Below are 13,494 nucleotides of genomic sequence, written 5' to 3' on the forward strand. Positions count from 1 at the left end.
CCGCTGAGCCCGAGTGGAGGGTGTCATCCGAGGCTGGGCATCATCTCGCGCGCGACCGAGGCCTTGACGGCGGCGCGGGCCGCCGACAGGTCGTCGACCGCGTAGATCTCCGGGCAGGACGCGATGACGAGGTCCTTGTCCGACGCGACGGTCAGCAGCGAGGCCTTCTCCGTCAACGACTTCGCTTGCCGGACGACTCCCTTGGAGTCGACGCGGATCAACGTGACCCACGTCTCCGACCAGGGGAAGTCGGCCACGGCGCTCGATTTTCGCAGGCCTTCCACATCGAACTCGGCGAATCTGGGCATGTCACCAAGATAACGAGTCGAGGTTGCCGGAACCCAAAGATCACTCTTTCACCGCAACGCCGCCAGCAGATGGGACAGGTTGACACCCACGGCCTCCGCCAACCGGCGCACGACCTCCGGCGCGGGTGCCAGCGGGTGCGTCTCGCGGGTGAACGGCAGGCCCTCGCCACCCGAGAACTTCGACTGCGGCGTGACGGGCGCGAGGATCGGGTACACGCGCCAGCGCGGCACCTTCGAGTCCGCCATGGCGAGCGTGTTCTCGTGCCACAGCATCACGGCAGACGACCGGATGTTGCGCGCGAGGACGCACCCGTAGCCCGTGAGCGTGATGGCGCGCGCGGCCGCACGCACGGGGTTGCGGAAGTCGCCGTCCACGACCCACACGCCGTTCATGACCTCCGCCGAGAGGCCCTCCGCCTCCAGTGCGGCGAGGGTCTCGGCGTGCTGGTCGTCCGCGGCGGCCGTGGCCAGTTCGACGACCTCCTGGACCTCCGACGCCGTGACGACGCGCGCACCGGCCTCAGTGGAGTGGTAGAGCAGCCGTTCGACGATCCGGTCCTCGGCGTAGGCCGACCACTCCTGGGCCTTCTCCCACGCCGACCGTGCGATGAGGTCGGCCTCGGAACCGCCGCGCAGCCGTGCGTCCTGCAGCAGCTGTGCGAGGACCACGGCGATGACGGAGCTCACCAGCGCGTCGTCGTGCGACTCGTCCTCCTCGGGCACGAGAGTGACGACCAGGTCGCGCAGATCGGCGCGCCAGCTCTCGTCGCCCGCCCACACGCCGATGGCGAGCAGGTTCAGGTAGTGGTCCGCGAGGGCCATCCGCACGAGCAGCGGCTGCCCGGCCGCCTCCCGGGCGTCGCGGCGCGCGGTGACCTTGATCTGCTGCCGTTCCGCCGGATCCACCACGCTCACGCGGATCTTGTCGAGTTCGTCGAGGAAGTCGTCCCACCGGTCGTCCGAAAACCGGGCGAAGACGTCGTCCACCTGATACCTCCAGCTCACAGTCGAGCGACGGACTCGAGTACTCGTCTGGTGCGCGCCACTTCGTGCGCGCGGAAGACCGCGGCGCCCGCCAACGCCGCGATCGCAGTCGCGACGAGGGTTCCCTCGACGCGCTCGTGCAGTTCAACGCCGAGGGTCTCCCCGACGAAGTCCTTGTTGGACAGAGCCATCAGCACGGGCCAGCCGGTCGCCACCAAGGCGTCCGTGTGCCGCACCAGCGCGAGGCTGTGCCATGTGTTCTTGCCGAAGTCGTGTGTGGGGTCGATCAGCACGCTCTTGCGCGGCACACCGAGCGCGACCACCTTCTCGGCGCGTGTCGTCGTCTCCGCGACGACGTCCTGCACCAGGTCCGGGTAGCTGACCCGGTGCGGGCGCGTGCGGGGTGGCACGCCGCCCGTGTGCGAGCAGACGTACCCGGCGCCGTACTCCGCGGCCACCTCGGCCAGCTCGGGGTCCGCGCCCGCCCACGTGTCGTTGAGGAGGTCGGCACCGGCCTCGCAGGCGAGCCGGCCCACGTCCGCGCGCCACGTGTCGCTGCTGATGACGAGGTCCGGGTACGCGTCGCGCACACGGGCGATGAACGGCACGACGCGGCGCACTTCTTCTTCGGGGTCGACCAGCTCGCCGGGACCCGCCTTCACCCCGCCGATGTCGACGATGTCCGCGCCCTCGTCGACCACGCGGTGCACGGCCTCCATCGCGACGTCCTCGGCGTAGGTGGCGCCCTTGTCGTAGAACGAGTCCGGGGTGCGGTTGATGATCGCCATCACCAGCGCGCGGTCGCGGACGACGGTCCGGCCGCGGAACTGGAGCTCGATCACATCCCGTGTCTACCAGGTGGTCCCCGGCCTGTGCACATGGCGGACGTCTCATACTGCCTCGCGTGGAACTGGTGAAAGCGGTCGACGGCCTCTGGCAGCGCGGGTGGCTGCCCTACGACGTCCGCGAGGTGGTGTCGCGTTCGCTCGACGAGTCGGCCACCTCTCTTGTGGTGGACGTGATCGCTTTGTCCTGTTCGCCTCATCCGGAGTCGACGGTGCACCCGCGCTGGCGGCGGCAGCTCGAGGAGATCGGCGCCTCGGTGTGGTGGGAGGGGCCGCTGCTGGAGGCGTGGGCGACCCGTCACATCGAGACGCGGGCGTACGCCACTCGCACGGCGGACGACCTGCTGAAGTTCCTCGGCCGGTTGCCGTCGTTGCCGCACATCCTGCCGTTGCCGGGCGACGCGCTGATGTCGGCCGTGCGCGCGGGCGTCGACCCGAAGGTGCTCAACCGGGTGCGCGGGCTGCTCGCGAAGGCGGAGTCGACGTCGTTCCCGGAGGAGGCGGAGGCGTTGTCGGCCAAGGCGCAGGAGCTGATGAACCGGCACGCGCTGGAGCGGGCGGTGCTCGACGCGGACCTGCCGGCGCAGGCGACCTCGCGGCGGCTGTGGCTCGACAAGAGCTACTTCAAGGAGAAGTCGCAGCTGGTGCACGTCGTGGCGACCGCCTTCCGCTCGCGCGCGGTGGCCTACGACGGGTTCGGGTTCGTGGCGCTGGTGGGCGACGAGGTGGACCTGGAGAGCACCGAGCTGCTGTCGACATCGTTGCTGGTGCAGGCGACGCGGGCGATGGTGGCGGCCGGCGGCCGTGCGGGCAAGGGCAGCGAGGCGCGCTCGCGGCCGTTCCGCAAGTCGTTCCTGGTGGCCTTCGCGTCGCGGATCGGCGAGCGGCTGGAGCCCGTGCCCGAGGCCGCGGACATCCCCGACGAACGCCTGCTGCCGGTGCTGGCGGACCGCAAGCAGGCCGTGGACACGCTGTTCGAGCAGATGTTCACGCGCACGCGCACCTCCCGCGTGACGGTGCGCTCGGCGGCGGGCTGGGGGGCCGGCCGCGCGGCGGCGGACGTGGCGGACATCGGAACGCGCCGCAGCTCGGTCACCTCGGGCCACCCCCACCCCTTCGAGTGAACTCCCGGTCTCCCAGAGCCCTTCCGGGGGCTCACCCCGGAAAAACCGTCAGACCCCCTCCCTAACGTCACCCCCATGACATCCACCTTCTTCAACGAGACGAAGCTCGGCGAGATCAACTACCGGCTGAGCGCGACGACGGACTCCGAGGAGTCCCTGGTGCTGGACCTGCTGGGGTCGCTCGACTCCGGCGAGGTCGTCGCGGACGGCCGCCTGCGGCTGCCCGTCGAGGGCGGCACGGCGGTGGGCAGGCTCGTGTCCCGCGTCCTGGCCGCCCAGACCCGCCTGCGCCCCCGCCCGTCCCGCCACGCCAACGCCAACCAGCCCTGGACCGAAGCCCTCGACGCCGAGCTCCGCACCGCCTGGCTCACCGCCACGCAGGACACGGCCCCCGCCCTCGTGAGAACCCTGGCGGTGACCATGCAGCGCTCCACCACGGCCATCCGCGCCCGCGTGGCGAAGGTCGGCTGCGACCCGGACGTCCCGGGCCGCGAACTATCCGCGGAGGCCGCGACCCTGCTGGGGTTGAACTCGGGGTCGGCTCAGGGAAAGACCTGATCCGCCGGCCCCTGCCCGCGGCGGACCCTGGGGTGACCGACCAACCGCAGCAGTCTCCGGGGGTACACAGTGGAAATCGAGGGCCTCTTCACCGCCCTGCTCTTCGGCGCCGCCATCGGCGGCCTGGGCCGCCTGGTGATCCCGGGCAGGCAACACATCTCGCTCCTGGCCACGATCCTGGTGGGCATCGCCGCGGCCCTGCTGGGCACGGCCGCGGCCACCGTCCTCGGCGTGGCGGACACACCGGGCATCGACTGGATCGAGCTGGCCCTGCAGGTGGGCCTGGCGGGCGCCGGCGTGAGCATCCTGACCACCCGTTCCAAGGCCAAGCTCCACCACTGACCCCACGAGCCGGGGACGGGCGGACCCCCAACCGCCCGTCCCCACCCGACCGGCACCGGCGGCTGCCCCACGACGCCTCCGGCCACACGACGCTTCCGGCACACCCGCGCCACCCGGTCTGCAGGCCGCGCACGAGCACCCCTCACACCGCGCCCCGCCACCGAACCGCGGCCCCGGCCGGCCCACCCACCCAGCACCCGTCACCGAGCGGCACCCCGCTCCCCCACCGCACCGCCTGCCAAGCCGCACCCCGGCCACCCCGCCTCACCACACACCCGTGACCGAGGCACCAGCCCGCTCCGCCCCGCACCCGCCGCCGAGCCACGGCCCGGCCGGCCGGCACACCCCACCCGGCGCCGTCACCAAGCCACCCGCCCTGAACTGCACCCGGCGCCGAGTGACAGCCCGGCTGATCGGTGCACCCTCGCCCGGCACCGCTGCCGAGCTACAGCCCGGCCGACCGGCACACCTCGCCTGGCGCCGCCACCGAGCCACCCACTCCGACCCGTACCCGCCGCCGAGTCACAGCCCGGCCGACCGGTGTACCCCACCCGGCGCCATCACCGAGCCACGCCACCCACACCGCAGAAAGCCACCCCACCCCCGACCCTCCGCCTCCCTCACCCGCGCGGCCTCGCCCAACGCTTTCCTGGCCCCCTGCGCTGCCGTCCCCACCGCCCTACCAGCCCCGCTCCGACCCGCACCCATCACCGAGCCACCGCCCAGCTGACCGGTGCACCCCACCCGGCTCCGCCACCGCGGCACGCCACCCACACCGCAGAAAAGCCGCACCCGCCCTTCTGCCTCCTTCACCCGCGCGGCCCCGGCCAACCCGCTTTCCTGATCCCCTGTGCCGCCGCCACCCCACCGCCCTACCAGCCCACCTTCCTGGCAGGCCCCGCCCTTCGACTCCCCGCGCCTCCGGCACCGCGCCCTCGCCCCTTCGGCACCGCGCCCTCGCCGGAACTCGCCCCTTCGACACCCGATCTCGCCCTCCCATCACCCGCCCCCGAGGCATCCGACCTCCCGGCAGACCACCCGTCCGCCGGCACCCCGTCCCCCGGCACCGCACTCACCCCCAGGAGGCAATCCACCCCGAGTGATCAGCGAACGTTCACCCCGCGGCCCACTGCGTCGGACACAATGCGCGCCTCCGAGCCGATGAGGGAGGACCAGTGGTCCGGTTGTGCACAGGCCTGGTGGCCGCGGCGTTGCTCGTCTGCGCCGCCCCGGCTTCGGCGTCGGCGCCGGAGCGGTTCCAGCGCTTCGACACGATGCCGGTGTTCCGCGCCGGCTCGGCAGCCGAGCACACGGCCGCCGAGATCGCCGCGGCCACCGCGGACGGCAAGCTGGTCGTCTACACCGACTCGCCCGCGCGCCGCATCGGGTTCGCCAAGGCGGGCGGGAAGCTCACGCCCGACGGTGTGCTGGCGATGCCCGGTGAGCCGACGTCCGTCGACGTCGTCGGTGGGCTGGCGCTGGTCGCGGTCAACACGTCGAAGTCGTACACCGAGCCGTCCGGTGTGCTGGCGGTCGTCGACCTGGCGAAGCGGGCGATCATCGCGACGCACGAGCTGGGCGGGCAGCCCGACTCGATCGACATCTCCCGCGACGGCCGGTACGCGGCCATCGCGATCGAGAACGAGCGCGACGAGGACGTCAACGGAGGCGTGATCCCGCAGGCGCCGGCGGGGTTCCTCACCATCGTCGACCTCGTCGGCCGGCCTGCCGGCTGGACGCTGCGGAAGGTCGAGCTGACCGGCATCGCCCAGGTCGCGCCGACCGACCCGGAGCCCGAGTACGTCAGCATCAACGGCCGCAACCAGGTGGCCATCACGTTGCAGGAGAACAACCACATCGCGATCGTCGACCTGCGGTCGGGCCGGCTCGTGCGGCACTTCCCGGCCGGCACGGTCACCGTGAGCGGTGTCGACACCGAGGACGACGGACGGATCTCGCCGACCGGCACGATCACCGCCGCCCGTGAGCCGGACGCCGTCGCCTGGCTCGACGACCACACGCTCGGCACCGCCGACGAGGGTGACTACGAAGGAGGTTCGCGCACCTGGACGATCTTCGACGCCGACACCGGCGAAGTCGTGCGGTCCTCGGGCACCGAGCTGCAGCGGATCGCGTTCGAGCAGGGCCAGTACCCGGACGGCCGGTCGGACAACAAGGGCGTCGAGCCCGAAGGCCTGGCGGTCGCGACGTTCGGGCGGGACAGGTACGCGTTCGTCGGGCTGGAGCGCGCCAACCTCGTCGCGGTCTACGACGTGAACGACCCGCGCAAGCCGCGCTTCCTGCAGGCGCTGCCGACCGGGGTCGCGCCGGAGGGCCTGCTGCCCATCCCGGCGACCGGCACGCTCGTGGTGTCCGCGGAGGAGGACTCGGCCGAGGACGGCATCCGCTCGTCGCTCAGCGGGTACCGCCTGACGCGCAAGCCGCTGGCGTTGTCGTTGGCGCACAACGAAGGCACGCCGTCGCTCGTCTCGGACGGCATCGGGTTCGGTGCCCTGTCGGGACTGTCGGGCGTTCCCGGCAACTCCCGCGACGTCGTGGCGGTGACGGACTCGGCCTACCGCCCGACCCAGGTCCTGACCATCGACACGGTGGCCGCGCCGGCGAGGGTCCGCGGGGAGCTGACGCTGACCAAGGGCGGCACGCCCGTCGGGTACGACGGGGAGGGCATCGCCGCGCGCAGTGGCGGCGGTTACTGGATCGCGGTCGAGGGCGACGGCAAGCAGAAGCCGAACCTGCTCGTCGAAGTCGCCGCGTCGGGCGCGGTGACGCGCGAGGTCCCGCTGCCGGAGGCCGTGGCGAAAACGGCCACCGGCAACGGGTTCGAGGGGGTGACGACGGTCGGCGGCGGCCGGTCCGAGCAGGTGTGGCTCGCCGTGCAGCGGGAGTGGAAGTCGGACGTCGCCGGGCAGGCCACGCTGGCCCGGTTCACGCCGGCGACCGGGGAGTGGGCGTTCGCGGCGTATCCGCTCGACGCGGCCCAGGCCGGTGCGTGGACCGGCCTGTCCGAGATCACCGCGGTGGACGACCGCACCCTGCTCGTGCTGGAGCGCGACAACCAGCGCGGCGACGCGGCCAGGACGAAGAAGGTCTACCGGGTCGACATCGGCCGCACCACGCCCGTGCCCGCGGGCGCGGTGAAGCCACTGGTGCCGAAAGCGTTGGAGAAGGACCTGCTGCCCGCGCTGAAGGCCGGCGGCGCCACCGCGCACGACAAGCCGGAGGGCTTGGCCGTGGTCGGGTCCTGGCCGGTGCGGCGGCTGGTCGGCGTGGTCGACAACGACGGCGTGGACGACGCCCCCGGCGAGTCGGTGTTCCTGCGGCTCGGCCGGATCTGATCAGGCGGGTGCGGCGCCGTCCTCACCGGTCGTGCCGGGCAGCGCGAGGTAGGCCGGGCGCAGCAGCGACGCGAGGTCCTCGCGTCCGACGGTGATCGGTACCGACTCGAGCTGGTCCAGCACGGCGTCCGCCCGCACCACCGCGGTCGGGTCGCCGAGGGTGAGGCTCGTCGCGGTCTGCTTCTGCCAGAACGTGTCCAGGCACCGGGTCAGCGGTGGCGCCTCCTCGCGCGCCACCGCGGCGCGGGCCGTGCCGCGCAGCGCGCGGAGGCGGTCGAGCAGGTCCTCGCGGCCGCGGCCGCGCCAGGCGAGGATCTCGAACGGGTCGTTGTCGAACGATTCGGCGAGCAGGTAGCAGGCGGCGGCGAGGTGCTTGCACGGCACCTCCCAGTCCGGGCAGGTGCAGTCCATCGTCAGCTCGCGCTGCGTGGCCGGGAAGAGCCGCAGGCCCAGCGAGGCGAACAGGGTCTCGATGTCGGCGGGCATCTCCCCGGCCAGCAGCTTGGCCGCGTAGAGGGCCTGGCCCGCCAGGGCGTGCTCGATGCGCTGCCACTCTGGCGTGGTGAACGACTTGATCGCGATCCGCGTCTTGTACGGGGTCGGCCGCGAGCCCTGCACCAGCGCGATCACCATGCTGGTGGACAGCGACAGCGACAGCACCTGGCCCTGGCGCGCGTAGTTGCGCCCGCGGGTCAGGCGGCCGCCCATGCCGAACGACTCGAGCACCTCGATGAACCGGCGCGACCACCAGGTGGCGCCGATGTCGCCGCGCTTGCTCACGGCCCTGATGCCGTTGTCCGCCTTGATGGTCTTGCCGTAGCGGGGACGTTCGCCGGACCAGTGCTCACTCACCGACGGCCTCCCCGGACAGCGTCAGCAGGTCGCGCAGCTGGGCGGTGGACAGGTCGGTCAGCCAGTTCTCGCCCGCGCCGACGACCAGTTGGGCCAGTGCGCGCTTCTCCTCGATCATGGTGTCGATGCGCTCCTCCAGCGTGCCGATGCAGACGAACTTGCGCACCTGCACGTTGCGGCGCTGGCCGATGCGGAACGCGCGGTCGGTCGCCTGGTCCTCGACGGCCGGGTTCCACCAGCGGTCCAGGTGGATCACGTGGCTGGCGGCCGTGAGGTTGAGGCCCGTGCCGCCCGCCTTGAGCGACAACAGGAAGAGCTTCGGGCCCTTCGCGTCCTGGAAGCGCTCGACCATGCGGTCGCGGGAGGCCTTGTTCGTGCCGCCGTGCAGGAACAGCACCTCGGTGTCGAAGCGCGCCGCGAGGTAGGGCACGAGCATGCTGCCGAACTCGGTGAACTGGGTGAAGCACAACGCCTTGTCGCCCTCGGCGAGCACCTCCTCCAGCACCTCCTCGAGCCGTGCGAGCTTGCCGGAGCGGCCGGCGACGCGCGACCCGTCGCCGAGGAAGTGCGCGGGGTGGTTGCAGACCTGCTTGAGCTTCGACATCGTCGCGAGCACCAAGCCCTTGCGGCCGATGCCCTCCGCTTCCTCGATCTTCTCGAGCATGTCGTTCACGACGGCCTGGTAGAGCGAGGCCTGCTCGGTGGTGAGGGTGCAGAGCTGGCGCATCTCGACCTTGTCCGGCAGGTCGCTGATGATGCGCGGGTCGGTCTTCACGCGGCGCAGCACGAACGGGTTCGTGATCTTGCGCAGGCGGGCGGCGGCGTCCTGGTCGTTGTGGCGCTCGACGGGCACGGCGAAGCGGGCGCGGAAGGTGTTGATCGAGCCGAGCACGCCGGGGTTGGCGAAGTCCATGATCGACCACAGTTCGGCCAGGCGGTTCTCGACGGGCGTGCCGGTCAGCGCGACGCGGTGGCGCGCCTTGAGCTGCCGCACGGCCTGGGACTGGCGGGTGGCGCTGTTCTTGATGTTCTGCGCCTCGTCGAGCACCACGCGGTCCCAGGTGAGGTCGCCGAGCGCGTCGGCGTCGCGGCCGGCCAGCGCGTACGTGGTGAGCACGAGGTCGTGGCTCTCGACGGCCTCGCGCAACGCGTCGCCGTCGAGGCGGCCCGCGCCGTGGTGCACGTGCACCGAGAGCTCCGGGGTGAAGCGGGCGGCCTCGCGCTGCCAGTTGCCGACGACCGACATCGGGCAGATCAGCAACGTCGGCGGCCGCTTGCCGTGCGCGCGGTTCAGCGCTTCGAGGGCCAGCAGCTGCACGGTCTTGCCGAGTCCCATGTCGTCGGCCAGGCAGGCGCCCAGCCCGATCCTGTCGAGGAACGCGAGCCACGCGAGCCCGCGCTGCTGGTAGGGGCGCAGCCGCGCGCCGAAGTGCGCGGGCGGCTCGACGGGTTCGAGCTGCTCGTCCGCCCGGCCGGTGAGCAGGTCGCCGAGCCAGCCGTCCGCCTCGACGTCCACCAGCGGCAGCGGCAGGCTCTCGTCCTGCTCGGTCAGTCCGCTGTGGAGCATCACCTCGGCGGCGGTCATCTGCCCGCCGCCGCGCTTGAGGAACGCGAGCCCCGCGGCGAGGCGCTTCTGGTCGACCTGCACCCACTGGCCGCGCACCTTCACCAGCGGCACCTTGGCCCTGGCGAGCTCGGCCAGCTCGGCGCCGGTGAGCGTGTCCTCGCCGAGGGCGAGCTCCCACCTGTAGTCCACGATGGACTTGAGGCCGATCTCGCTCTCCTTGGCGACGGTCCCGGCCGTACCGCGGCTCTTGGTGGTGAGCTTCAGCCCGAGCTTCGTCCGCTGCCGCCACCACGACGGCAGCAGCACGCCGAAACCCGCCTGCGCCAGCGCGGGCGCCGCGGTGAGGAACCGGTACGCGCCCTCAGCGTCGACCTCCAGCTCCGCCGGGTGCGCCCCGCGCAACGCCTCGTCGAGGTCGGGGTGCAGCTTGCTCGCGCGCCCAAGATCGGCGAGCAGGTGTTCCTGCGGCGCGGGGATCCAGCGCCGCAGCACGCCGTCGTCGGCGAACCACACCTGCTGCGCGGGCACCAGCACGCTCGGCTCGTCGACGGCCTGCAGCAGGAACTCGACTGCCCACTCGTCCTCTTGGCGCTGCTCGGGCGAGCGCAGCCGGAAGCACGTGCGCACCGGGCTCTCGTTGCCCGCGCTGCCGCGCCACCGGTCGAGCTGCTCGCGCAGTTCGTAGAGCTCCACCGGGTCCGCGTCGAACGCCGGCTCCCCGGTGAGCGCGGCGAGCCACGCCTCGGCCGTGGTGCCGCGCCCCCGTCGTCCCGGCGCGAGCCGGGTGCCGCCCAGCCTGCCGCGCACCTGGTCGTCGACGGCGGTGGTCAACGCCGCGCGCACGAGCTCGGCCGGGTCGCCGGCGACCTCTTCGCAGCGGCACGCGGGGGGCATCGCGGTCTGCAACGCCGCGAACCGCGCCGAGTCCGTTCCCGACAGCACCGGCACCCACCGCGCGACGGCCTGGTCCGGCGCGACCGACGGCAGCACGCGCCCCCGGTCGACGAGGTCGGCGGCGAACCCCGCGACGTCGAACACGAACCGGGCGGAGTCGCTCAGCCGCACCTCGGCGCCGCGGTCGACCGTCCCGCCGAGACGGACCACGGGCACGTGCCACTGCCGCAGCTGCACCTTGCCGCGCTGGGCGCGTCCGGCCGTCAACGGGTCGCGCACGAGTTCCGGTGACGCCATCGGCCCCGACGAGAACGACGGCAGCAACAACGCCCGTGTGGTCGTCTCAACGCTTTCCACCCCAAGCGCTTCAGCCAGCGACTCGGCCGTCGCGGCGAAGGGGTGCGGTGCGTCCCGACGCGTGCTCTCGGTGCGTGCGGGCAGCCTGGCATCCTCGGCCCACAACGCGAGGGCGCCATCGGTCGTGCACAGGCCATGCAGTACGAGCACCTCTGAACCCTATGTGCTCACATTGGGGTCATGGTCGAAGACTCCCCTGTCGTGCTGGACGGTCGGTCCCTCGGCGCCGATGACGTGGTGCGCGTCGCGAGGTACCACGCCCCCGTGACCTTGGACGCCGACGGACTCGCACGCCTCGAAGCGTCGTGGCACGCCAGCCAGCGCCTCGTGGTGCGACGGCAGGTCTACGGCCGCACCACCGGCGTTGGTGCGAACCGCGACCAGATCATCAGCACCGAGGGGTGGGCGGAGCACGGCCTGCGCCTGCTGCGCAGCCACGCGGGCGGCCTCGGCGGCATGCTCCCCGAGGAACAGGTGCGCGCCATGATGGTCGTGCGCCTGAACCAGCTCCTCGCGGGCGGGGCGGGGGTGCGCCCGGCCGTCGCCGACGCCCTGCTCGCCGCCCTGAACAGCAGCTGCTACCCCGGCGTCCACGAGTACGGCGCCATCGGCACCGGCGACCTGACCGCGCTGGCCGAGACGGGCCTCACCCTGCTCGGCGAGCGCTACTGGCTCGGCTCGACGCAGACCCCGGACCCGATCGAGCTCGACTCGGGCGACGCGCTGGCGTTGATCAGCAGCAACGCCCTGACCATCGGCATGGCGGGCCTGGCCTGGCGCGACACCCACCAGCTGCTGAAGGCGACGCACGTGGTGGCCGCCCTGTCGTTCCTCGCGGTGGACGGCGCCGTGGAGGCCTATGACGAACGCGTCCACCAGGGCCGTCCCCACCCCGGCCAGGTCGCGGTGGCCGCCGAGATGCGCCGCCTGCTGGCCGAGCCCTCCCGCGCGCCGGCGCGGATCCAGGACCCGTTCGGCTACCGCTGCTTCCCGCAGATCCACGGCCCGGCCGTCGACGCCGCCACCGACCTCGGCCGGGTCCTGGACGTGGAGTTCAACGCCGCGGCCGAGAACCCGCTGATCGTCGCCGACCACTTCGGCCCGTCCGACGACGCCGCGTACCACCACGGCGCGTTCCACAGCGCCTACCTGGGCCAGGCCCTGGACCGCCTGCGCCTGTCGATGCTGCACACCGGCCACCTGTCGACCGCCCGCCTGGCCACCCTGGTGGAACCGAACTTCACGGGCCTGCGCCCGTTCCTCGCCGAGGGCGTGCCGGGCAGCTCGGGCTTGATGATCCTGGAGTACAGCGCCAACTCCGCCCTCGCCGAGGTCCGCACCCTGGCCGAGCCGGCGAGCATCGGCAACGCCGTCGTGTCGCGCGGCCAGGAGGAGAACTCGAGCTTCGCCTTCCAGTCGGCCTCGCAGGCGCTGCGGTCGCTGGGGGCGTTCCGGCTGGTGCTGGCCTGCGAGGTGGTGGCGGCGGTGCGCGCGCTGCGGCTGCGCGGGGTGGCGCCGGAGACGCCGGCGCTGCGGGCGGCGTTCGAGGCGGCGGAGGCGAAGCTGAACCCGGACATGGCGGACCGGCAGCTGAGCCCGGACGTGGAGGTGGCTTCGGGGCTGCTGGACGACTTCGCGCACTGCTGAGGGCCGTGGGCGGGTTCGGTCCGGGGGTGGGTGGTGGCGGTTGAGGGTGGTTGCGGCGGTGGGATGCGGATGGGAGCTGAGCGGTTGGGAGACGGGTGGGGGCGGCGGGTCCGGCTCGGGAGCCTGATGAGGGCGAGGCTGACGGAGGGCGGGGCTGACGCGGGCAGGGCTGGCGGGGGCAGGGCTGGCGGGGGCAGGGCTCGCGGGGGCAGGGCTCGCGGGGGCGGCTGAGGGAAGGGCCGGCGGGTCAAAGCTGGCAGGGAACAGGGCTGCGGAAGCGGGCTGGTGGCGGCGGGCTGGCGGCGGCTGGGCCAGCTGGCTGGGGGCAAGGGCTGACTGGCGGCGGGGCGGGCTGGCGGCGGGACTAGCCGGCTGGCGGTGGGGCCGGGTGAGGCCGAGATGTTGAGCAGGGCGGGAGCGGCCGGGGCGACGGGTCCCGCACGCGAGCCTGGGGAGGCTGGCTGGGCTGGGGTCGGTTGGGAGCAGGGCCAGCGGGACAGGGGCGCTGGGAAGGGCGGCGAAGTCAGGTTCTGGCGGTAGCGGATCAGGCGAGTGGCGGGCCTGACTGGGGCGGCGGCGCCACCGCGGGCAGTCGTGGCGGCGGGCGAACCTGGGTCGGGGCGGTTCGGGGTCGGAGCGGGCTGGGGGTCAGGGCGGGCT

General features: G+C 72.8%; 10 protein-coding genes. 5 read left to right on the forward strand and 5 right to left on the reverse strand.

What is annotated here, in order from left to right; all coding sequences use genetic code 11:
• Positions 1 to 23 precede the first annotated feature (23 nt).
• The 3 genes from ACFWGZ_RS13445 to folP are packed head-to-tail and all read right to left on the reverse strand — an operon-like array spanning position 24 to position 2,134.
• Positions 24 to 308: a hypothetical protein gene (locus tag ACFWGZ_RS13445; RefSeq protein WP_382451768.1), complete on the reverse strand. Its 285-nt coding sequence runs from the start codon at positions 306 to 308 to the stop codon at positions 24 to 26.
• Positions 309 to 356: 48 nt separating this feature from the next.
• Positions 357 to 1,295: a hypothetical protein gene (locus ACFWGZ_RS13450; protein ID WP_382451769.1), complete on the reverse strand. Its 939-nt coding sequence runs from the start codon at positions 1,293 to 1,295 to the stop codon at positions 357 to 359.
• A 14-nt stretch (positions 1,296 to 1,309) separates the two neighbouring features.
• The gene (gene folP / locus ACFWGZ_RS13455; RefSeq protein ID WP_382451770.1) at positions 1,310 to 2,134 is read right to left on the reverse strand and encodes a dihydropteroate synthase; all 825 of its coding nucleotides are present in this window, start codon (positions 2,132 to 2,134) and stop codon (positions 1,310 to 1,312) included.
• A gap of 62 nt (positions 2,135 to 2,196) precedes the next feature.
• Between folP and ACFWGZ_RS13460 the strand changes: the two genes are divergently transcribed.
• The 4 genes from ACFWGZ_RS13460 (at position 2,197) to ACFWGZ_RS13475 (ending at position 7,517) form a co-directional block, all read left to right on the forward strand.
• Entirely contained in the window at positions 2,197 to 3,261 is a 1,065-nt protein-coding gene (locus ACFWGZ_RS13460) for a DUF2786 domain-containing protein (protein ID WP_382451771.1), read from the forward strand.
• Between the two features lie 75 nt (positions 3,262 to 3,336).
• Entirely contained in the window at positions 3,337 to 3,819 is a 483-nt protein-coding gene (locus tag ACFWGZ_RS13465; protein ID WP_382451772.1) for a hypothetical protein, read from the forward strand.
• A gap of 69 nt (positions 3,820 to 3,888) precedes the next feature.
• Positions 3,889 to 4,161, forward strand: coding sequence for a GlsB/YeaQ/YmgE family stress response membrane protein (locus tag ACFWGZ_RS13470; RefSeq protein WP_382451773.1), 273 nt, complete (start codon positions 3,889 to 3,891; stop codon positions 4,159 to 4,161).
• Positions 4,162 to 5,336: 1,175 nt separating this feature from the next.
• The gene (locus ACFWGZ_RS13475) at positions 5,337 to 7,517 is read left to right on the forward strand and encodes an esterase-like activity of phytase family protein (protein WP_382451774.1); all 2,181 of its coding nucleotides are present in this window, start codon (positions 5,337 to 5,339) and stop codon (positions 7,515 to 7,517) included.
• Here ACFWGZ_RS13475 and ACFWGZ_RS13480 read toward each other — a convergent pair whose 3' ends face one another.
• Positions 7,518 to 8,369 (reverse strand): SWIM zinc finger family protein, encoded by an 852-nt coding sequence (locus ACFWGZ_RS13480; RefSeq protein WP_382451775.1) that lies wholly within the window; start codon positions 8,367 to 8,369, stop codon positions 7,518 to 7,520.
• Positions 8,362 to 11,337 carry a DEAD/DEAH box helicase gene (locus ACFWGZ_RS13485; protein ID WP_382451776.1) on the reverse strand — a complete coding sequence of 992 codons (2,976 nt, stop codon included), beginning with the start codon at positions 11,335 to 11,337 and terminating at the stop codon, positions 8,362 to 8,364. The genes ACFWGZ_RS13480 and ACFWGZ_RS13485 overlap by 8 nt, the downstream gene beginning before the upstream one ends.
• Before the next feature lie 30 nt (positions 11,338 to 11,367).
• On the opposite strand from ACFWGZ_RS13485, the gene ACFWGZ_RS13490 reads away from it, so the two are divergent.
• The gene (locus ACFWGZ_RS13490; RefSeq protein ID WP_382451777.1) at positions 11,368 to 12,834 is read left to right on the forward strand and encodes an aromatic amino acid ammonia-lyase; all 1,467 of its coding nucleotides are present in this window, start codon (positions 11,368 to 11,370) and stop codon (positions 12,832 to 12,834) included.
• Positions 12,835 to 13,494: the final 660 nt, after the last annotated feature.

Origin of the sequence: Lentzea sp. NPDC060358 (assembly GCF_042725365.1) — a bacterium.
In the GTDB taxonomy this organism is placed as follows: domain Bacteria; phylum Actinomycetota; class Actinomycetes; order Mycobacteriales; family Pseudonocardiaceae; genus Lentzea.

Excerpts from the sequence above, each read along its gene's own strand:
- ACFWGZ_RS13445 (WP_382451768.1), bottom strand. The coding sequence starts at position 308 with ATGCCCAGATTCGCCGAGTTCGATGTGGAAGGCCTGCGAAAATCGAGC.
- ACFWGZ_RS13465 (WP_382451772.1), top strand. The coding sequence starts at position 3,337 with ATGACATCCACCTTCTTCAACGAGACGAAGCTCGGCGAGATCAACTAC.
- ACFWGZ_RS13490 (WP_382451777.1), top strand. The coding sequence starts at position 11,368 with ATGGTCGAAGACTCCCCTGTCGTGCTGGACGGTCGGTCCCTCGGCGCC.